Source organism: Chengkuizengella axinellae (assembly GCF_030730905.1).
GTDB lineage: Bacteria > Bacillota > Bacilli > Paenibacillales > KCTC-33759 > Chengkuizengella > Chengkuizengella axinellae.
Genome location: NZ_JAVAMP010000001.1, coordinates 963,884 through 984,932, shown reverse-complemented (window position 1 = coordinate 984,932; position 21,049 = coordinate 963,884). Strand labels below are relative to the sequence as shown.

At 34.6% G+C, this 21,049-nt stretch carries 20 protein-coding genes; 1 reads left to right on the top strand and 19 read right to left on the bottom strand.

What is annotated here, in order from left to right; all coding sequences use genetic code 11:
• The 13 genes from fliF to Q5Y73_RS04865 all read right to left on the bottom strand — a co-directional run bounded on the left by fliF (nucleotide 1) and on the right by Q5Y73_RS04865 (nucleotide 14,214).
• On the bottom strand, nucleotides 1-1,626 hold the full coding sequence (gene fliF / locus Q5Y73_RS04925; protein ID WP_305990707.1) for a flagellar basal-body MS-ring/collar protein FliF: 1,626 nt from the start codon (nucleotides 1,624-1,626) through the stop codon (nucleotides 1-3).
• Between the two features lie 41 nt (nucleotides 1,627-1,667).
• Entirely contained in the window at nucleotides 1,668-1,973 is a 306-nt protein-coding gene (gene fliE / locus Q5Y73_RS04920; RefSeq protein WP_305990706.1) for a flagellar hook-basal body complex protein FliE, read from the bottom strand.
• A gap of 50 nt (nucleotides 1,974-2,023) precedes the next feature.
• Nucleotides 2,024-2,476: a flagellar basal body rod protein FlgC gene (flgC, locus tag Q5Y73_RS04915; protein ID WP_305990705.1), complete on the bottom strand. Its 453-nt coding sequence runs from the start codon at nucleotides 2,474-2,476 to the stop codon at nucleotides 2,024-2,026.
• On the bottom strand, nucleotides 2,476-2,883 hold the full coding sequence (flgB, locus tag Q5Y73_RS04910; protein WP_305990704.1) for a flagellar basal body rod protein FlgB: 408 nt from the start codon (nucleotides 2,881-2,883) through the stop codon (nucleotides 2,476-2,478). Before flgB ends, flgC begins: the two co-directional genes overlap by 1 nt.
• Before the next feature lie 261 nt (nucleotides 2,884-3,144).
• A complete protein-coding gene (gene codY, locus Q5Y73_RS04905; protein ID WP_305990703.1) occupies nucleotides 3,145-3,921 on the bottom strand; it encodes a GTP-sensing pleiotropic transcriptional regulator CodY in 777 nt (258 codons plus the stop codon).
• Nucleotides 3,922-3,949: 28 nt separating this feature from the next.
• The gene (gene hslU / locus Q5Y73_RS04900) at nucleotides 3,950-5,347 is read right to left on the bottom strand and encodes an ATP-dependent protease ATPase subunit HslU (protein ID WP_305990702.1); all 1,398 of its coding nucleotides are present in this window, start codon (nucleotides 5,345-5,347) and stop codon (nucleotides 3,950-3,952) included.
• A 66-nt stretch (nucleotides 5,348-5,413) separates the two neighbouring features.
• Entirely contained in the window at nucleotides 5,414-5,959 is a 546-nt protein-coding gene (gene hslV, locus Q5Y73_RS04895; RefSeq protein ID WP_305990701.1) for an ATP-dependent protease subunit HslV, read from the bottom strand.
• A gap of 465 nt (nucleotides 5,960-6,424) precedes the next feature.
• Nucleotides 6,425-7,747 carry an FADH(2)-oxidizing methylenetetrahydrofolate--tRNA-(uracil(54)-C(5))-methyltransferase TrmFO gene (gene trmFO, locus Q5Y73_RS04890; protein WP_305990700.1) on the bottom strand — a complete coding sequence of 441 codons (1,323 nt, stop codon included), beginning with the start codon at nucleotides 7,745-7,747 and terminating at the stop codon, nucleotides 6,425-6,427.
• Between the two features lie 146 nt (nucleotides 7,748-7,893).
• On the bottom strand, nucleotides 7,894-9,966 hold the full coding sequence (gene topA, locus Q5Y73_RS04885) for a type I DNA topoisomerase (protein WP_305990699.1): 2,073 nt from the start codon (nucleotides 9,964-9,966) through the stop codon (nucleotides 7,894-7,896).
• A 127-nt stretch (nucleotides 9,967-10,093) separates the two neighbouring features.
• Nucleotides 10,094-11,212 (bottom strand): DNA-processing protein DprA, encoded by a 1,119-nt coding sequence (gene dprA / locus Q5Y73_RS04880; RefSeq protein ID WP_305990698.1) that lies wholly within the window; start codon nucleotides 11,210-11,212, stop codon nucleotides 10,094-10,096.
• A gap of 300 nt (nucleotides 11,213-11,512) precedes the next feature.
• Entirely contained in the window at nucleotides 11,513-12,445 is a 933-nt protein-coding gene (gene sucD, locus Q5Y73_RS04875; protein ID WP_305990697.1) for a succinate--CoA ligase subunit alpha, read from the bottom strand.
• A gap of 40 nt (nucleotides 12,446-12,485) precedes the next feature.
• Nucleotides 12,486-13,646 carry an ADP-forming succinate--CoA ligase subunit beta gene (gene sucC / locus Q5Y73_RS04870; RefSeq protein WP_305990696.1) on the bottom strand — a complete coding sequence of 387 codons (1,161 nt, stop codon included), beginning with the start codon at nucleotides 13,644-13,646 and terminating at the stop codon, nucleotides 12,486-12,488.
• A 310-nt stretch (nucleotides 13,647-13,956) separates the two neighbouring features.
• Nucleotides 13,957-14,214: a hypothetical protein gene (locus Q5Y73_RS04865; RefSeq protein ID WP_305990695.1), complete on the bottom strand. Its 258-nt coding sequence runs from the start codon at nucleotides 14,212-14,214 to the stop codon at nucleotides 13,957-13,959.
• Between the two features lie 177 nt (nucleotides 14,215-14,391).
• Between Q5Y73_RS04865 and Q5Y73_RS04860 the strand changes: the two genes are divergently transcribed.
• A complete protein-coding gene (locus Q5Y73_RS04860; RefSeq protein WP_305990694.1) occupies nucleotides 14,392-15,921 on the top strand; it encodes a YifB family Mg chelatase-like AAA ATPase in 1,530 nt (509 codons plus the stop codon).
• A gap of 166 nt (nucleotides 15,922-16,087) precedes the next feature.
• Here Q5Y73_RS04860 and Q5Y73_RS04855 read toward each other — a convergent pair whose 3' ends face one another.
• From Q5Y73_RS04855 to lepB, 6 genes are all read right to left on the bottom strand, one after another.
• Nucleotides 16,088-16,468, bottom strand: a complete 381-nt coding sequence (locus Q5Y73_RS04855) for a YraN family protein (RefSeq protein ID WP_305990693.1) — start codon at nucleotides 16,466-16,468, stop codon at nucleotides 16,088-16,090.
• The gene (locus tag Q5Y73_RS04850) at nucleotides 16,468-16,761 is read right to left on the bottom strand and encodes an EscU/YscU/HrcU family type III secretion system export apparatus switch protein (protein ID WP_305990692.1); all 294 of its coding nucleotides are present in this window, start codon (nucleotides 16,759-16,761) and stop codon (nucleotides 16,468-16,470) included. Before Q5Y73_RS04850 ends, Q5Y73_RS04855 begins: the two co-directional genes overlap by 1 nt.
• The gene (locus Q5Y73_RS04845; protein ID WP_305990691.1) at nucleotides 16,758-18,464 is read right to left on the bottom strand and encodes a TP0910 N-terminal domain-containing protein; all 1,707 of its coding nucleotides are present in this window, start codon (nucleotides 18,462-18,464) and stop codon (nucleotides 16,758-16,760) included. Before Q5Y73_RS04845 ends, Q5Y73_RS04850 begins: the two co-directional genes overlap by 4 nt.
• 366 nt (nucleotides 18,465-18,830) lie before the next feature.
• The gene (rnhB, locus tag Q5Y73_RS04840) at nucleotides 18,831-19,469 is read right to left on the bottom strand and encodes a ribonuclease HII (RefSeq protein ID WP_305990875.1); all 639 of its coding nucleotides are present in this window, start codon (nucleotides 19,467-19,469) and stop codon (nucleotides 18,831-18,833) included.
• Nucleotides 19,436-20,308 carry a ribosome biogenesis GTPase YlqF gene (gene ylqF, locus Q5Y73_RS04835; protein WP_305990690.1) on the bottom strand — a complete coding sequence of 291 codons (873 nt, stop codon included), beginning with the start codon at nucleotides 20,306-20,308 and terminating at the stop codon, nucleotides 19,436-19,438. Before ylqF ends, rnhB begins: the two co-directional genes overlap by 34 nt.
• Complete coding sequence (gene lepB / locus Q5Y73_RS04830; RefSeq protein WP_371320144.1) at nucleotides 20,305-20,919, bottom strand: signal peptidase I; 615 nt, start codon at nucleotides 20,917-20,919, stop codon at nucleotides 20,305-20,307. The genes ylqF and lepB overlap by 4 nt, the downstream gene beginning before the upstream one ends.
• Between the last annotated feature and the right edge of the window lie 130 nt (nucleotides 20,920-21,049).

Below are 21,049 nucleotides of genomic sequence, written 5' to 3'. Positions count from 1 at the left end.
CTATTCATCTGCCAGCCAAGTTCGTAATATCTTGACAAATTCTTCTGGTTTACTTCTAGCCAAGTGCTCTAATTGATTTTTCACTTCATCATCTACAGGCGCCCTCGGAATTTCCAAATTAGGAACTTCCTTTTCAGCTGTATAAGCCAGTTCTTGTTCTTGGTCAAAAAGAACGTTATTTTGTCTTCTTCTATAAACGGTATATGCTCCACCTGCAACTAGAGCTAATGCTGCAGCACCACCAACTAAATACATCCATGTAATATCTGGTGGAGGATCTACTATATCACCACCCACTTGATAATCGGAAGGGCGTGAGATAACCGTAACTTTTTGAGCGATCTGTTCTTCTGTAAATTGTTTTCCGCTGTCTGCCAAAGAAGCAGACACTATATTAACCAAAAGTTTTTTCACTTCATCAGATAACGGATTTGTTTGTGGTTGACCTCCAGTTGCTGTTGCAGAATCATTTAATGACGGAATGCTGACTGAAATCGTCAAATCTTGTACAACATAAGGACTTTTGATTATCGAACTAGTTATCTCATCAATCTCGTAATTGATTCTACTTTCGCTTTCTTCTTCGTTAGTTAAACTATTGTTATTATTACCAACGTAGTTAGGGATATTGTTATCGCCAGTTCCAGTAATCCCACCAGAGGGATTATCTTCACCTGTATAAGATTTTTCAATTTCTTCTATACTTCTTACTATCCCTTTTTTATCGTCTTCATCAATGGGTTCAAATCTAATCTCTTGTTGATTTATTTGATCAAAATTCAATGTTGAAAACACATTGACTGCGATATGTTCATCCCCAATAAAGATTTGCTTTAAGAAATTTTGTACATTTCTTTGAATTTCCAACTCGTATTGCTTTTTAATTTGCATCTGTTGAACTGCAGCTCCTGTTTGCACACCACTGCCTCCATCCGTTCTAGATGATGGTAATAATTCTCCTGTTAAATCTGATGAAATTGTAATATTTTCTAAAGGCAAATCTCTGACACTAGTTCTTACAAGATTGTATATCGTATCTATTAAAGGCTGCTCAATACGATAGTTTCTCTTAAAGCTGATTATTCCAGATGCATATGCTTGATCTTCTGTACCTGTTGATGATATAAACACACTTTCCTCTGGTAGATTTAAAACCACCTTTGACCAATTCACACCATCTATTGCATTAATTAATTGTTCAATCTCCCCTGCTCTAGCATCCGTATTCAATATCTCAAATTGACCTTCTGTAATGCCACCAAAGCTAGACATATTTTCCTTAAATATATCAAAACCTTGAGAACCATCTACAATTAAGTCTTGAGATGCCACAGCAAGCTTTACATCCGTTAAATATGTACTAGGTACACCAACACTTTTCAAATCACTTGAAAATTGATAAGGTATGTTATTTGAATCTAAATATTCTTTTATTGAAGCAGCATCAGCTTGTGTTAACTCAGTATAGGCTAATGAATACTCCGTTTTTGATAAGTTATAAATCACTATAATTAATGTTAGTAACGTTACTAAGAAAAGAATTCCAATCATTATTTTTTGTTTAAGACTGATCTGTTTCCAAAATTGAAGTACTTTCCCCCAATAACGACTAATGGTTTCGTTCACTTTGTCACCTCACAAATATCAAGAATCCTTCGCTAAGTTGTTTAAATTTGCATTCTCATTATTTCTTGATATGCTTCGATCACTTTATTTCGCACCTCAACTGTTAACTCCAAACCTAAAGATGCTTTTTGTGAAGCAATTAATAGTTCATGAGGATCTACATTTCCACCTTGAATAAATTGAGAATTCAATTGACTTACCGTTTGTTCTTCTAAATTTAACTGATTGATAGCGTTGTTTAAAAAGCTACCGAATTGTTTACTTAAGTCAGTCCCACTAATATTTTGTGTATTCTTTAATAAAGATTCGCTTGATTGAATGGGCTGATTGTTTATTTTATTAATCACAGTTTAGCCTCCTGTTTAGCAATATGAAAGGTGACTGGTTGTAGCTACATTTATCTACCTATCTCCAAAGCCTTCATAAACATCGATTTTGATGCGTTTAAGGCTGTTACATTTGCCTCATATGAACGAGTAGCTGATATCATATCTACCATTTCCTTCAAAATATCAACATTCGGCATGAATACATATCCATCCTCATTGGCATCCGGATGTGTCGGTTGATACACTCTCTTGAATGGAGATTGGTCTTCAGAAATTTGAGTCACTTTAACTCCATTCCCTGTGGAATGGCTGTCCAATTTTGATTGAAATATTTGATCAAATGATGGCGAATCTTTCGATTCCATCACAACCGTTTTTCTTTGATATGGTACCCACTCACCATCAACTAACTTTCCTCTCGTTGTTTCTGCATTGGCAATATTCGACGATATGATATCCATCCTCAATCGTTGAGCGGTTAGAGCGGAGGAACTTATGTTAAAGCTATTGGTCAAATTCACTAAGGTCTACCTCCTATCGCAGTACGTGTTTGTTTAATCTCATGATTTATTTGTTGTATGAGCAAATTATATCTCAACTGATTTTCTGCTAATAATGCCATTTCATACTCGATATCTACGTTGTTGTTATTATTGTTAAAAATAGAGTTTTCATCTCTAATTACTTTTGGTTCGATGGTAGCATGATCATTTCCGATTCGAAAATGTTTTACATTTGTTCTAACACCCTCAAAACTTGTATTTTTATTCAATTCATTTTGTAATAATGACTCAAATTGAACATCTGACCTTTTAAAAAAAGGAGTGTCAACATTTGAAATATTGTTTGTAATTACATTTTGTTTAAGTGTGCTCGAATCTAATGATTTCTCCAATAATTTGAAGGATTGATTGACTAATAATTCCAATGATATTACCGCCTTACCTATAGTGTTCACGATGATAAACTATTCAACAAAGATAGACAATATCCCTTTAATTTTCGACAAATAAAACAAAAAAAATATCAGTTGTTATCGAATAATCTATACTATTTTATTTTAGCCTGTCAAAAAGCTTGCACAATAAGGAAAAAGTCCTATTTTTAATTCAAAGGACTTTTTCAATCAACAATATATTACGATTTTCTAACAATTTGAAGGATCACTTTTCTCCTTTTAACAAATAATTTAATGTGCCTTAACAAGCGTATCTGGCAATTGCTCGTTTAATATTTTAATGTAAGTCCCTTTCATGCCTAGAGATCTTGTTTCAACAACTCCAGCACTTTCCAGTTTTCTTAAAGCATTCACGATGACAGATCTTGTAATCCCTACTCGATCTGCTATTTTGCTAGCCACTAATAAACCCTCAAAACCATCCAACTCGTTAAAAATATATTCAACGGCTTCTGATTCACTATATGAAAGGGAACTTACTGCAATTTGAACTGCAGCTTTACTTCTTGCTTCTTTTTCAATTTCTATCGATCTTTCCCTTAATATTTCCATTCCAATGATTGTTGATCCATATTCTGCAAGGATTAAATCATCATCATCGAACTTTTCACCCATTCTTAATAATACTAAAGTCCCAAGCCTGTCTCTTCCTCCAATAATTGGAACAATAGTGATATGAAATCCTTCAAAAGTCCCTATTAATTTTTGTATCATTGGATCTGATGAATTGTTCATATCGACATTTGTCACAGTTTCATAAATTCTAATGAATAATTCATTGTATTCCTTCGATAAACGATTGTCTTCAAAAATCATCTTATTTAATTCATCCGATTGAAAAGGATTTGAAATTGAACGTCCTAAAATTTTACCTTTTCTACTAATAACATAAATATTAGCATCAATAATTCCATCCAGAACTTCTGCCATTTCAGTAAAGTTCACAGATTTTCCCGCTGCTTTTTGTAATAGTTTGTTCAGTGTGCGGGTTTTGCTAATTAGTGTCATCTTGCTTTTTCCTCCTAAAATTGCTACATCATAAAATGTATTGACTTAAGTCTTTATTTTTAGCAATGTCTATTAATTTTTCATTTACATATTCAGGTGTGATAATGAAGGATTCCAAATTAATATCTGGAGCTTCAAATGATAAGTCTTCCAGCAGCTTTTCCAATATAGTGTGCAATCTTCTTGCGCCAATATTATCTGTATTTTGATTTACTTCTGCTGCGATTTTTGCGATTTCAGTAATTGCTGATTCTGAAAACTCAACCTTGATTCCTTCTGTTTCAAGAAGTGAAGTATATTGTTTTGTCAAAGCATTTTTAGGCTCTTTTAAGATTAATTCGAACTGCTCCAAAGTAAGGTTGTTTAATTCTACTCTGATTGGGAATCTACCTTGAAGCTCAGGAATCATATCCGATGGTTTGGATGTATGAAAAGCCCCGGCACCTATAAATAATATATAATCTGTTTTAACAGGTCCATACTTCGTCATAATCGTTGATCCTTCAACAATGGGAAGTATATCTCTTTGAACACCTTCTCTTGAGACATCAGGACCTGATCCACGATTTGAAATTGTAATCTTGTCAATTTCATCGATGAATATCATCCCAAGCTGTTCTGCTCTATTGATGGATTCTTGGATAACTTCGTCCATATCAATTAATTTTTGAGCTTCTTGCTGCGTTAATATTTTCCTTGCTTCTTTTATTGGAAGTTTGCGTTTTTTTGTTTTCTTAGGAATGATATTGCCAAATAACTCCTGCATGTTAAATCCCATTTGCTCATTGCCCTGCCCAGCAAACATGTCGAACATGGATGGAGCATTATCTTCTACATCGATTTCAATAATGTGCTCCTCTAGTTGACCACTCTGCAGTTTTTCCTTTAAAGAAGCCCTTGTACTATACAGCTCTTCCTTATTCTCTTCTTCTTGTTCAACAAATTTTTGATTCTGATTGCCAAAAAGCATTTCCAGTGGATTTTTTTGATTCTTTGATTTGTTCTTTGAAGGTGCCAATAATTTAACGATTTTATCATTGGCCATCTTCTCAGCTTTCCCTTTAACTATTTCCGTTTTTTCCGCTTTGATCATTCGAATGGAAGTTTCTACAAGATCACGAATCATGGATTCTACATCTCTACCCACGTAACCTACTTCAGTAAACTTAGTAGCTTCTACTTTTATAAAAGGAGCATCCACTAATTTTGCTAATCTTCTGGCAATTTCAGTTTTACCTACCCCTGTTGGTCCTATCATTAATATATTTTTAGGTACAATCTCATCCCTCATATTTTCATCAAGTTGACTTCGACGGTATCGATTTCTTAAAGCAACAGCTACAGATTTTTTTGCATTTTTTTGACCAACAATATATTTATCTAATTCTTCAACGATTTGTTTTGGGGTTAACGATTGATTGTTCACTTTCATCCCTCCTAATTATAAAAATGAATTTTTTTATACATAAATACCTGTTTCATTAGTCCATTATCATTCAATTTCTTCTACTACAATATTATTATTAGTATATACACAAATCTCTGAAGCAAGTTCTAAAGATGCAACAGCCATCTGTTTTGCGTCCATATGTTCTGCATGACGTTTCATAGCTCTTCCAGCCGCCAAAGCGAAACTTCCTCCTGAACCAATAGCTAATATTTCGTCATCAGGCTCAATGATTTCTCCATTCCCTGAAATTAGTAATAAAGACTGTTGGTCCATCACAAGCATCATAGCTTCTAATTTTCGAAGCACCTTATCCGATCTCCATTCCTTTGCAAGCTCTACAGCAGCTCTTTGCAAATTCCCTTGGTGCTCTTCAAGTTTGCCTTCAAACTTTTCAAACAACGTTATTGCATCCGCAACAGAACCAGCAAAACCTGCCACTACTTTCCCTTTATATAATCTACGAACTTTCTTTGCTTGATGTTTCATGACCATACTGTTTGCAAACGTAACTTGACCATCGCCAGCGATTGCACCTTTACCCTTATGACGAACTGCGCAGATCGTTGTTGCATGAAATCCTTGACTCATAAAAAAACCTCCTTATTGCGAACAGAAATTTAGATCCAAAAAAGTGAAACCCACAAACATAATTTGCGGGATTGATTAAACCATAGGTTAAGTATAGATTTTTAATCAATAAAGGGAATCTTGCTTTCAGACTAGTACAGGACGTACTGTTATTGACGGCACACAGGATATGACTGAATTAAGACAAGTGCCGGATGCACTGATCCTGCTATTCACACATGCGTGTGGTAGTTTTAGCAGGGATGTAAACAATATTGTTAGCTATAATTTCTTATTGAAAGTTAGATGACCTTATTAGGTGAAAATCATGCTGTTATCTCCCTTTTGAATAACAGAGGGATAACAGCATGTAGAACGTGATAAAATTTCTTTAAAAAAACCTCCTGACGGAGATCTTTAATTAAACTAAAAAGAATAATATGTTATCGCTAAAACATCCTAATCTTATCATAAATAAAGTTCGTCTTACAAGTCAGTTCCCATTTCGTTCATAAACTTTTTGATTTCATCAATGGCTCGATTTGCTATCATCTCATTTTTCATCTTTTTATTGCGAATTCTTTTTTCCAATGGTGGAAACAAACCGAAGTTCATATTCATAGGTTGAAAATGTTTAAAATCTGCTGTTGTAATATAATTAGCTAAACTTCCTAATGCAGTTTCTCTTGGAAAGACGATGCTATCCTTATTTTTTTCTACTTTTGCAGCATTAATTCCAGCAATTAATCCAGCAGCAGCAGATTCAACATATCCTTCTACACCTGTCATTTGTCCTGCAAAGAATAGAGTATCCTTGTTTTTATATTGATAGGTTGATTTCAACAATTGAGGTGAATTAATAAATGTATTCCGATGCATAACACCATATCTGACGATTTCAGCATTTTCCAATCCAGGTATCATAGAAAATACTCTTTTTTGCTCTCCCCACTTCAAATGGGTTTGAAAACCAACCATATTATAAAGTGTCCCAGCAGTATTATCTTGTCGCAATTGAACTACTCCAAAAGGTTGTTCCCCTGTATTTGGATCAATTAACCCAACAGGTTTCATAGGGCCAAACAGTATCGTTTTCTCACCTCTGCCAGCCATCACTTCTAAAGGCATACAGCCTTCAAAAAACATATTTTTCTCAAAATCTTTCACAGGAGCTGTCTCAGCTGTAATAAGTGCATGATAAAATCGTTTGAACTCTTCTTCGTTCATAGGACAATTAAGATATGCTGCTTCACCCTTATCGTAACGTGAAGCATAAAAAACCTTATTCATGTCAATGGAATCTTTTTCAATGATTGGAGCAGCTGCATCATAAAAATAAAAGTACTCCTGTCCTAATATTTGTTTGATTTTATCAGAGAGTCCTGGTGATGTAAGCGGTCCAGAAGCAACAACCGTTATTCCTTCGGGTATTTCTGTTACTTCTTCATTTTTTACTTCAATTAAAGGATGGTTCCGTAAAGTACTGGTAATTTCTTCTCCAAAACCATCTCTGTCAACAGCGAGTGCACCACCTGCGGGTACTTGATTTCGATCCGCGCTATTAATAATAATAGAATCTAATATTCTCATTTCTTCTTTTAAAATACCTACAGCATTCGTCAAGCTATTCGCTCGTAACGAGTTGCTGCAAACAAGCTCAGCAAATTTATCTGTGTGATGAGCTGGAGTCTGACGAACAGGACGCATTTCATATAAAGTAACAGAAACACCTCTTTTAGCGATTTGCCAAGCCGCTTCACTTCCTGCAAGTCCAGCTCCAATTACCGTAACATGTTGATTCTCAGACAAGTTTAAATCCTCCTATTAACTTGAAGTTCAAAAAGTTCATTTTTCAGCCCGTGATCACTACTAAAAACCAGTCACATCCTTGTGACTAATGTAGTACCAGCACATCCTGTGCCAGGAAAAGCGGACTTTTTGAACAACCTCTTAGCTTACTCCTTTTTGTAATCACAATTGGAGCATTTTAGATATGCACCTTTTTTATTCCTCTTTTCAACTAAGTATGAAGAACAATCTGGACAGCTTATATCCGTAGGTTTATCCCAAGATACAAAGTCACATTCTGGATATTGATTACATCCGTAAAAAACTCTTCCTTTTTTACTGCGACGTTCAACGATCTGGCCTTTTTTACATGATGGGCAAGTTACGCCGATATCCTTCACAATTGGTTTTGTATTTCTGCAGTCTGGAAATCCTGAACATGCTAAAAACTTTCCGTATCTACCCATCTTATAAACAAAATGACGACCACATTTTTCACATATTTCATCGGATACTTCATCTTCAATTTCAATTTCTTTCATTTCTTCTTCTGCAACATCTAATCTCTTTTTAAAAGGAGAATAGAACTCTTCGAGAACATTTACCCAAAATTCTTTTCCTTCTTCGATTTCATCAAGTTCACCTTCCATGTTGGCTGTAAACTCAACATTCAATATCTCTGGAAAGAATTCATCCATTAGTTGAATAACCAGCTCTCCCATTTCTGTTGGAACGAACTTTTTATCTTCTAATGCTACATAGCCTCTTTTACGAATCGTGTCTAAAGTTGGGGCAAAGGTACTTGGACGACCAATCCCTAACTCTTCTAAAGTTTTAACTAATCTTGCCTCAGTGTAACGTGGAGGAGGTTGAGTAAAATGCTGTTTTGGATCAATTTTTTTGTTTTCAAGAACATCTCCAGACGTTAACTCAGGCAAAAATTTATGATCCTCTTTAACTCCTTCATCGTTACCTTCTACATACACTTTCATGAAACCTTGAAATTTAACTTTTGAACCACTTGCTTTAAATATCGTATTGTTTACTGCAATATCCACTGACATCGTATCCAATATCGCAGAAGACATTTGACTTGCTACAAATCTTTCCCATATTAACTTATATAATCGAAATTGATCTCTGCTTAAATAAGATTTTAAACTAGCAGGATCTCTCATTGTTGAAGTAGGTCGGATGGCTTCATGAGCATCTTGCGCATTTGCATTTTTTTTCTTCCCATAAACCCTAGGTTTATTTGGCACAAATTTGTCTCCGAATTTTTCTTTTATATACGTTTTTGCTTCCTCTTGAGCTACAGGAGAAATACGAGGAGAGTCAGTACGCATATAAGTAATTAATCCAACACTGCCACCTTTACCAATATTCACACCTTCATACAGTTGTTGGGCTACTTGCATCGTTTTAGCAGCTCTAAAATTCAATTTTCTAGCCGCTTCTTGCTGCAGTAAACTAGTAGTGAAAGGTTGTGCAGGATTCCTAAATTGCTCTTTTTCTTTTACATTTTTAACAACAAATTGAGCTTCTTTTATAACCTCTAAAATTTCTTTTACTTCTTCTTCACTGTTTAGTTCAAGCTTTTTCCCATCTTTTCCATGAAATTTCGCTTCAAAAGTTTTACCATGAATAGATAATTGAGCTGTAATTGACCAATATTCCTTAGGTTCAAACTCATTAATTTCATTTTCACGGTCAATGATTAATTTTACGGTAACAGATTGTACACGCCCAGCTGACAGTCCTTTTTTTACTTTTTTCCATAATAATGGGCTAATTTTATAACCTACTAAACGATCTAATATGCGTCTTGCTTGTTGTGCGTTTACAAGATCCATATTGATCGGTCTTGGTGTTTTAAAGGCATCCTTAACTGCCTCTTTTGTAATTTCATTAAATACAACACGACAAGACTCTTCCTCTGAAACATCTAAATAATGAGCTAAGTGCCATGCAATCGCTTCACCCTCACGATCCGGGTCAGCTGCAAGAAATACTCGTTTCACTTTTTTTCTAGCATCTTTTAATTCTTTAAGAATCGAACCCTTTCCACGAATGGTAATATACTTAGGAGAGAATTGATTTTCAACTTCAACTCCAATTTGACTTTTAGGTAAATCCCTAACATGTCCCATTGAAGCTTTGACGATGAATTTTTTTCCCAAATATTTACTTATGGTTTTTGCTTTTGCTGGTGACTCAACAATGACTAATGAATCCGCCATAGTTTCATCCTCCCCTAATTGAAAGATTAACTTTATAATAAGTTGTTCAAAAAGATATTTGCACATTCTTCTTGCTGAAAACTGAACTTTATGAACACGCGCTAATATAAAAGTTATAATTTTTTTGTTATGAACTTTTTAATACAAACTTTGATCCAGGCAATTGTATGATTTCATTTTTCATAAGTAAAGATAACAGAACTGAATGTAAATGTCCAAATGTAAAATGACTTTTATGTAAAATTTGATCAAAAGTAACAGGCTCTAAAGATATAAACTGAACGATTTTTTGCTCATCTTTGCTTAAAGGTTTTTTTGAAGCTGTAAACGTTTCTTCATTATAACTTATTTTAAACATATGCTCATATTCTTCAACTATATCTTTTAAAGCGGTTACCATTTTTGCTCCTTGTTTAATTAAAGACAAAGTACCTTGACTTTTCGGTGAAGTAATTGGACCTGGAATCGCAAAAACATCTCTAGACATATCTAAGGCTTGGTCTGCTGTGATTAAAGAACCGCTCTTTTCTGCAGCCTCAATAACAAGTGTACCAAGTGACAGACCAGCTATAATTCGATTACGCTGCGGAAACAGTCCTGGATGTGGTTGTGTTCCGATTGGAAATTCTGAAACCACTAATCCTTTCATGGTTATTTCATTATACAAGGTTTTGTTTTCAGAAGGATAAACTACATCTATACCTGAACCTAGAACAGCAATGGTTGAACCAGATTGTTCTATTGCAGCCTTATGAGAAATACTGTCTATCCCTTTTGCTAAACCACTCACAATACAAAATCCGATATTGGAAAGCTGATCTGCTAATTTCTTAGTAACTATTCTCCCATAAGTTGTCGGAGCTCTTGTCCCAACAATCGCCAGTTTAGTGTTATCTAATAACTCAGGATTTCCCTTGTAATATATAACCCAGGGTGGATTCGGTATTTCCTTTAACAATGCAGGATAATTCTCATCTAATATCGTCAAAAAAGAAATGTTTGTATTTTTATATAATTCTAATCTACACTGAATGAAGTTTAAATTCAAATTTTCTGAAATGAGCTTAGCTTTATTTCTAGGAAGATTGAAGGTTTTACTTAGTGTATTTACATCAGCATTAAGAAGTTTTTTCAATCCCATTTCAAAACATCCATCTGCGTTTGTGGATTGAAAAATCAATTGTATTGTTTTCCATCCAATTCCATTCAACTCGTGTAACCCAAATAAAATAAAGCGCGGTTGCATATATCAGATCCCCCTAAAAATATCCTTTCATTAACATAGCTTAGAACTTTATACCTATTATACATATTTTTAGAATGAATACACTAAAAATTTAACCATACATTAAAACTTCTGGCTAGAAGACCAGCAAATAACAACCTTTGCACTAATTTATGAACCGATAAAGGTAAACTGAACACATTTTAGTACAAAGAAACTCCTTTTAAACCTGAGTTTCATAAAGAAAACTCGCCGATTGGCGAGCCTTATAGGAAAAACCTTCTATATCAATTTTGATATAGAAGGTTTACAAGTTGTTATTTATTTTTTAGTAATACACTTTTCCAGTAAACCATGCTCTTCTAATACACTAACTAACGTAGCTCCCATATCTGATGGTGTTGGTGCAACCTTAATACCACAAGCTTCCAATGTTGCCGTTTTTTCGGCAGCCGTCCCTTTTCCGCCTGATATAATAGCACCCGCATGACCCATTCTTTTTCCAGGAGGAGCTGTTTTACCGCCAATAAAACCAACAACAGGCTTTTTCATGTTTGCCTTAATCCATTCTGCTGCTTCTTCCTCAGCAGTTCCACCAATTTCCCCGATCATAACAACAGCATATGTGTCAGGATCTTCATTAAAACGCTCCAATACATCAATAAATTCCATACCTTTAACTGGATCTCCACCTATACCAACTGCAGAAGATTGACCAATACCACGAGTTGTTAATTGATGCACTGCTTCATAAGTTAAAGTTCCACTTCTTGAAACTACTCCAACATGACCTTTAGTATGTATATATCCTGGCATAATACCAATTTTACATTCATCAGGTGTAATTAATCCTGGACAGTTTGGTCCAATTAGTAGTGTCTTCTTACCTTCCATGTATTTTTGAACTTTAACCATGTCTAATACAGGAATTCCTTCTGTAATACAAATGGCTAAGTCAACCTCAGCATCAACAGCTTCCATAATAGCATCAGCAGCAAATGCTGGGGGTACATAAATTACGGATACCGTTGCTCCGGTTTCTCTTACAGCTTCAGAAACCGTATTAAATACTGGTAAAGAAGCTGTACTTCCATTCTCAAGCTCTATATCTACATTTGTTCCTCCTTTACCAGGAGTTACACCACCGACCATTTGTGTTCCATAATCCAATGCACCTTTTGTATGCAACATACCAGTAGCACCGGTAATACCTTGCGTGATGACCTTTGTATCTTTATTTATTAAAATACTCATCGCATTTTCAATCCTTTCTAAATGTGATTTCGTGTATTAATTACTTAACCAACTCTACAATTTTTTGTGCACCGTCTGCCATTGAATCTGCAGCTACAATATTTAAACCTGACTGATTTAAGATTTCTTTTCCTTGTTCTACGTTTGTACCTTCTAGTCTAACAACTAAAGGACGATCTAATTGTATTTGTTTAGCGGCTTCAACAACACCATTTGCAATAATATCACAACGCATGATTCCACCAAATATATTTACAAAAATTCCTTTTACGTTCTCATCGGATAAAATAATTTTAAAAGCTTCTGTTACTTTCTCTGTGGTAGCACCGCCCCCAACATCTAAAAAATTCGCAGGGTCTCCACCATAATGTTTAATGATGTCCATCGTTGCCATAGCAAGCCCAGCCCCATTAACCATACAACCAATATTTCCATCTAAAGCAATATAGCTTAAATCAAATTTAGAAGCTTTGATTTCTTTTGCATCCTCTTCATCTAAATCACGATATTCTAATATATCAGAATGACGATATAATGCATTTGAATCAAAATTCATTTTCGCATCCAACGCCATCACATTTCCATCACCAGTTACAACAAGTGGATTGATTTCTGCAATAGAGCAATCTTTTTCAACAAAAGCAGTATATAATCCGATCATAAATTTCACGGCTTTATTCACTAATTTAGTAGGGATATTAATAGAATAGGCTAATTTTCTAGCTTGGAATGCTTGTAAACCTACCGCTGGATCTACAACTTCCTTAAATATTTTTTCAGGTGTTTTTTCTGCAACTTCCTCAATTTCAGTTCCACCCTCTTCAGATGCCATCATAACAACTCTACCTGTATCACGATCAACAACGATACCAACATAATATTCCTTTTGAATATCGCAGCCTTGTTCAATTAACAAACGTTTTACTTCTTTTCCTTCAGGTCCAGTTTGATGTGTGACTAAAACCTTTCCTAAAATTTCACCTGCATATGTACGAACTTCATCTAGATTCTTTGCTACTTTAACTCCGCCTGCTTTACCTCTTCCACCTGCATGTATTTGAGCTTTTACAACATTAACAGATGTCCCAAGTTCTTTAGCAGCCTCCACAGCTTCATCAACAGTAAAAGCAACTTTTCCTTCAGGAACAGCCACTCCATACTGTCTCAAGATTTCTTTCCCTTGATACTCATGGATATTCATTTCTATTTTCCTCCTATCAAAATTCACTTATAAAAGTGTTTTCAATTTTGTCCGTTTCTTGAACGATCTCTCTTAGAGCCATAAATGGAACAGCTTATATAGCTCTATCACAAATCCTAAACTATTGTACCATTTTTTTTTGACAATTTCCTTACTTTTAAAAAAACACACGAATCATGACAGTATCAATTTTTTTAGAGTAGGCATAAAAAATATTTATCACTGCTTTTAAAAAAGAAAAGAAAAACCGTCCATAGGACGGTCTGAATACCAAAATCATATTTTTCATAATTCAATTTTGCCATAAGATTCAGTTAGTAGATTTTATCGTATTTTCAATTCTTGGTTCTCTCTCTGCTTGTCGGATAAAGCGCATTTCATTACCACTATAGTTGCATACTCTACATTGAATCATAGGTTCAGACTCAGCTATCATCATGGGATCAGCTTGTTCAACAACCTGTCCATTATAAGCATCTTTTAACATTTGCAAAGATGTGGAAGTAATTAAGTTGAATTTGATTCGATTTGCTCGACAGTTTGGACAAAAATATGGTTTTGCTTCCATTTTTACCACCTCAAACTTAATATGTCCATGCATGATCAATAATATGAACAAATCTTTGGATAGTGTAAGTGTAACTTGCATATTGGTTATTTATTGATTATAATAAAAACAAATTTTTGGAAAAATGGAAGCACCATTTTCTACGATGTTATCAATAAATAGAGGATGGTGTTTTTATTGTATACGAAATTATTGAGCAGCTGCTTACAAGGAATTGATGGTAAAATTATCGAAGTTGAAGTTGATTTAAGCAATGGCCTACCAGCATTTCATATCGTTGGTCTACCAGATTCAGCCGTACGGGAATCTATAGAACGAGTAAGAGCAGCTATCAAAAATTGTGGATTCAATTTTCCTCTTCAACGTATTACGATTAATCTTGCACCTGCTGATCTTCGAAAAGAAGGTTCTTCCTTTGATTTGGCAATCGCGCTTGGTATTTTAAATGCAAGTCTACAGTTAAATCTTAATGATTTATCTCACACACTTATAATTGGAGAATTAGCCTTAGACGGATCACTCAGACCTGTTCCTGGAGTACTTCCAATGGTTGACTATGCTATGAAACAAGGAATTAGTCGTATTATACTACCTTATGATAATGCATCTGAAGCAGCATTAATAAGTCATTGTGAAATTATCTCAATTAGCCATATCAATGATTTAAAAGGGAAGCATTATCCGATTTACGTACAAAATCATAATGAAGCCATATCACAACCCAAATCTTCATTTGACAATGAAGATTTTAGTGATGTAAAAGGACAAGAGCAAGCAAAAAGAGCATTAATGATTTCGGCTGCAGGAATGCACAATATATTGCTCATTGGACCCCCTGGTTCAGGCAAAACCATGTTAATGAAAAGAATAACAAGTATACTCCCTCAGTTATCTGACGAAGAAGCACTTGAAGTGACTAAAATCTATAGTGTTACAAACAAGGTGAAAACCATCCAAGAATTAATGAAAACACGCCCTCTCCGCTCCCCTCATCATACAATCTCACAAGCTGGATTAATTGGAGGCGGAAGCATTCCAAGGCCGGGTGAAGTAAGCCTAGCCCACAGAGGAGTATTATATTTAGACGAATTCCCAGAATTCCCTCGTCATGTACTAGAGGTTTTACGACAACCTTTGGAGGAAAGAGAAGTGACTATAAGCAGAACAAAAGCGGTATGTAACTTTCCCTCTCAATTTATTTTAGCCGCATCCATGAACCCTTGTCCATGTGGATACTTAGGAGGAGAAGACAACGCCAATACTTGTAAGTGCAGTGTGAATAAAATAAATCAATATCGTTCAAAAATATCTGGACCATTACTAGATCGAATTGATTTACATGTAGAAGTACAGCGGGTTGACTACCAGATGATCACTTCTAGTCTAAAACAAATGTCTTCAACTGAGATGAAGGAACGTGTACAATCTGCTCAAAAAATCCAACAACAAAGGTATATTAATAAAGGGATACATTTCAACGGAGAGGCTTATGGATCTATGATTAATGAATTTTGCACTTTAAATACAGAGATTAAACAAATACTACATGCTTCATTTGAAGCACTGGGATTAAGTGCTAGGGCTTTTGATCGGATTAGAAAAACAGCTCGAACTATTGCTGATCTAGACGAGAAAAAAGACATCAATAGTGAACATATTGCAGAAGCTATTCAATATCGCACATTGGATAGAAAATTTATTATATAGAGAATTATTCAAAAAGTCCCCGTATGCCAGGACAGACCCCCAAAAATAATTGGATATTATAGCATAAGGTTACCATCATCTTTTGAGGAAATCTAAATGTTCTCACAATCATTTAGGTGCTTTAAACTGAACTTTTTGGATACGCATTTATAGTTCATAAATAGCATTAGAATGCATTTTTTATATGATCGATGGAGAGTACTGTATTGCCAGTTTTGTTTAAGATAATACATATGACATCGATTCTAGTTTTTGCCTGTTGTAGATTCTTTTGCTGCAGATACATTTGCGAAATAGACCGAACCTTCTGTTGTTTTTTGAAATTTATGGATTCATGAGGCGTGCCGAATTTTCCAGTGTCTCTTCTTGTTCTAACTTCTAATATAACAAGTGTGTCATTGTCATAAGCAATGATATCAACTTCACCAAGCTTGCATCTCCAATTTTTCTCAATCACCTTATATTTGTTTTCTAACAAAAAGTCCACTGCAAGTTTTTCACCGAAGTGTCCGGTATTCTTCCTTTGATCACCTTTTGCTTTTGTCATCATTTAAATACTTCCATTAACTTTGCTTTTTGATCTGCTTCGTAAACGATGGATAGTATTTCTGAAACAAGTTGATACAAATCTGCAGGAATTTCATCATTTATTTCTAACATTGACAGTACCTCTACTAAAGAAGCATCTTCTTGAATCGGAATTTGGTGACTTGTCGCTTTTTCAATAATTTGTTCAGCAATGTTTCCTTTCCCTTTTGCTTTTAAGATTGGAGCGTCATTTATTTCTGGTGAATAACTTAACGCTACAGCTTTTGTAATTTCTTTATTTTTCTTACTCATATTCGAACATCTACCCCCTTATAATTAGGAGACACATAATGCTTTGAACTAGGTCTCTCACTTAACATCTTTTGTTTTTCTGGAATAGGTAGATGTTTTAAAGAAAGGAATCTAAATCCCATACTTTCTATTATCGGTTTTATTATATCTGTATTTATTAAATCCTTAATGATTGAATGATTATTATGGATTTGGATTCCTACCATATTACTTACAACTTGAACATCAATCAATGTCTCACCAAGTATATTCATATTTAAATCAAACCATAATCTACAATTATTAATATCTAGCTCCCCTTTTTTATTACGGCGACTCTGAATGCTTACAGAGGAAGTCTGATCTCCGTTATCATTGTAAATAGGAATAAACAGAGTAAAGTGTGTCATAAGATCTGAGCGGTTGGATGATAAAAACAATTGCTGTCCTGTGATATGGTTAAGCAACTGCTGTGCATGATCTTTAATCTGAACTGGTAGATCTTCAATCGATAATAGCTGCATTACTGCAGCTTTTAGATTCTGAGAACCTTTGCTTATATCTATCTCCGAAATATGATTCATAGGTATCATACTTGTTTTATTGCCAACGTGATCAAAAGATTTGAATGTATTTGCTAACTGATTCTCATAATCAACACCTAAACTTTGAATAAACCTTAGTACGTGGTTCTCTTTTACCCGTCCATCATGATTTAATGGTCCTGTCGATTTGTTGGATTGCTCTTCAATCGAAGCTTCTTTCGACTTTTGTGTATTGGATTTGGATATAGCCTGGCTTGATACATCTGAATTTCTAATATTAAAATTAGCTAATAATTTTAAATCTGATTGTTGTTGATGTATAGAGTTATTCTTCGTACTTTCTGCTGATGAAGTATTAACATGTACAGACATGTTATGATTTGTGGCAGCTTCTAGATTTGTTTTTGCATCTATTTTAGGAGTTGATTTTATTGTATTATCCAATTGTTGAGAATGGAGAATATTCTTCAGTATATTTTGAAGATTGCTTATATGTTTCAAGGATTCGGTGTTAGGAGCATTAGTAAAATGAGGTTGATTTGATCCTTCTCGCAATCCTATTTGCTGGTTTTTAGTTGATTGTGCACTCAACTTCTCCCACTCTGCTAATAATTTATTTACTTCAGTCATCAGCTCATGCAGTGGTCTCCCATGTTGTATTTGCTGAATTGCTTCAAATGCTGCTTCAGTCATCGGTAAACCCTTATTAAAAATAAATACTGCAGATTGTATAGATTTTTGAATGGACTTCTGATCTAATGTTATTGGTATTATGGACTGAAACTGCTTTATATTTTCTTTTGTAAGAGGAATTTCTTCATTATGTAAAGCTTGTATCAATTCCCTATTAAATGGCGTATTTTTCATATTAAATGTACTTAGTAACTGAGGTACTGAGTCTTTTGAAATGGGTACAACGGATTGCTCTACAGGTTTTAAAAGCAATAAACCATCTGATGTTTTTGGTTGTACTTGCAATAACTTCTGATCACCTACAGATAATGGAATTTCTAACTTTGCTTTAACCTGAACGCCATTTATTTGAATCAAGGCTTCTTGGTTCTTCAAAAGTTGATGAATCAACCCTTTTACGATTTGACCCTCTTTTAACTGTAACGTTCTAGAATCTGATATTTTAAATTCTCCTAATAAGTTTCGCATCAAAGCACTTAAGTTCATTATTTTCTCTCCAATAATCCTTTAACAGTCTTTACTTGTTATATCGGCAAAAAAAGCCTTTTATATTAGTTCAAACAAAAATCTAGGAATTTGATAATAAAAGATTTGGAAGTAAAACATCTTAAAGAAGAGGGAGTCTTACCGCATGAAAACGTGATAAATCTTGATTTCAGCGGAAAAAAATAGAGGAAATTTTGACCTTATAAAAAAACATACGAATAAGGCTAATATTTCCCTCTATTTTTATAGTCATTCTCAGATATATTAAAATAAGGTATTTTTTTCGAATTAATACCCTTTTCAGGTGAATGCAGCGGTTACCTACCCTTTTAAGAAAAAGGAGATAACTAAATGTGATAAATTCATCTAAAATAACGTTTGCTGCACATTTATAATATTTTTCAAAAAAGTGCGACGATGAAGGGGACACGGTCCATAGTTTGTTATATGTTCTCTATGTAATTTTGTGCCATACCCTTTATGTTTGGCTATATCATATTGTGGATACTGCAAATCCCACTGTAAACACAAACGATCTCGAGTTACTTTAGCAACAATAGATGCAGCTGCTATTGACTGACTTAATTGATCCCCTTTGATAATAGATAGCTGCGGAATGGGACTGTTGATTTTTTCTGCATCTATAAATAAATAATCAGGTGAGATCTTTAACTTCTCAACTGCTTGCTCCATTGCTAAACGAGTAGCTTGTTTTATATTAATATCATCTATTGTTTCAGAATCCACCCTACCAATACCAACAGCCAATGCTTTATCCATGATGATTTCAAAACATGCTTCTCTTTTTTTAGGACTTAGTTTTTTTGAGTCATTAATGCCTTCAATTTCTAAATCTATTGGCAAAATAACAGCAGCAGCTACAACATCACCTAACAGACATCCTCTACCGACTTCATCAATGCCTGCTATGTGGTGTTTATTTTGCTGCCAATATTTTTTTTCAAAATTAATCATGTATCTTCTCCTGGTGTCTCTAATGAAAATCTGCCTAAAGTACCTGCGCGCATTTCTCTTAGTATAATGCTGGATGTTTTCTCTAAATCAATAATGCCTCCGCGTTTGATGCATCCTCGTTTTTGTCCGATCTCTTCCATAATATTCACAATTTCATTTGGGTCAGACAAGTCCTCTGGAACTTCTTCTATACCGTATCTTTCGTTAAGTCTTTCTGGGTATTCTTTCAGAAAGTAACGGATAACATGAAATGCTATATCATCTAAATTTATAAGTGTTTCTTTAATAGCTCCTGTTGCTGCTAAACGTATTCCAACATTTTGATCTTCGAACTTAGGCCATAAAATACCTGGAGTGTCTAGCAACTCCATTTCAGTACCTATTTTTATCCACTGCTGCGCTTTTGTTACACCAGGTTTATCCCCTGTCTCAGCTATCTTTTTCCCTGCAAGACGATTAATCAGCGTTGACTTCCCTACATTTGGAATCCCGACGATTAATGATCGAATTGCTCTAGGTTTTATCCCTTTTCGTAGTTGTGCGTCAATTTTATGCTTTAAGAGCTGCTTCGACCGAGGTAAAATTTCTTGAACTTGTGAACCAGAAATTGAATCGATCGGTAAAGCATCTAACTTTTGCTTTTTAAAAAACTGAACCCATTCATTTGTAACCGCTGGATCAGCTAAATCTGCTTTATTTAAAAGGACTATCCTTGGTTTATCTTTAAGTATTTCATCAACCATTGGATTACGACTAGAAAGAGGAACTCGAGCATCCAATAATTCTATTACTAAATCAATAAGTTTTAATTTTCCTTCGATTTGCCTTCTCGCTTTGGTCATATGACCAGGAAACCATTGAATTGTCATTTGTTTTCACCTACTTCATGTGAGACTAACCCGATATCCTGAATCGGCCAAAATACTAAATCTGCCCTGCCAATAACTTGGTCATACGTTATAAAACCAATCCTTCTGCTATCTTGACTATTTGGTCGGTTATCCCCCATCACAAATAGTCTACCTTCTGGAACAATAGCTTCAGGAAAATCCAAGTTGTTGTAAGTACCGCCATTTTTCTTGGCTGCATCTATTTCATCCTGAATGTAAGGTTCATCCAATAGTTCTCCATTAACAAACACTTGGTCTCCCTTAACTTCTACAGTCTCACCTGGCAATGCAATCACTCTTTTTATAAAGTCTTGTTCTTGATTCGCTTCAAATATGATCACTTCACCACGTTCTGGTTCACGGATAGAGTACAGAATTTTATTTACAATCAACTTATCAGTATTAAAAAAGCTAGGCTCCATAGACTGACCAGATACAACAGTTGGTGTAAATAAAAAAGAGCGGATAATTACGACCAATGCAACTGCAATTAGTATGGATTTTATCCATTCCCAAGCTGTATTCAAATAGGAATTTGTATATTTTTCTTCTTTATTCTCTAAATTATCTATTTTTTCTTCCATAGCCATGACCTTTCTCTTTACGAAGATAAAATATGAAGATAAATATGAATAGAAATAGATATTACAGGAACCACGACAATGTTAAAAAGTACTTTTCTATACGTTAAAAAAAAGGGCTTGTCTCAGCAAGCCCCTT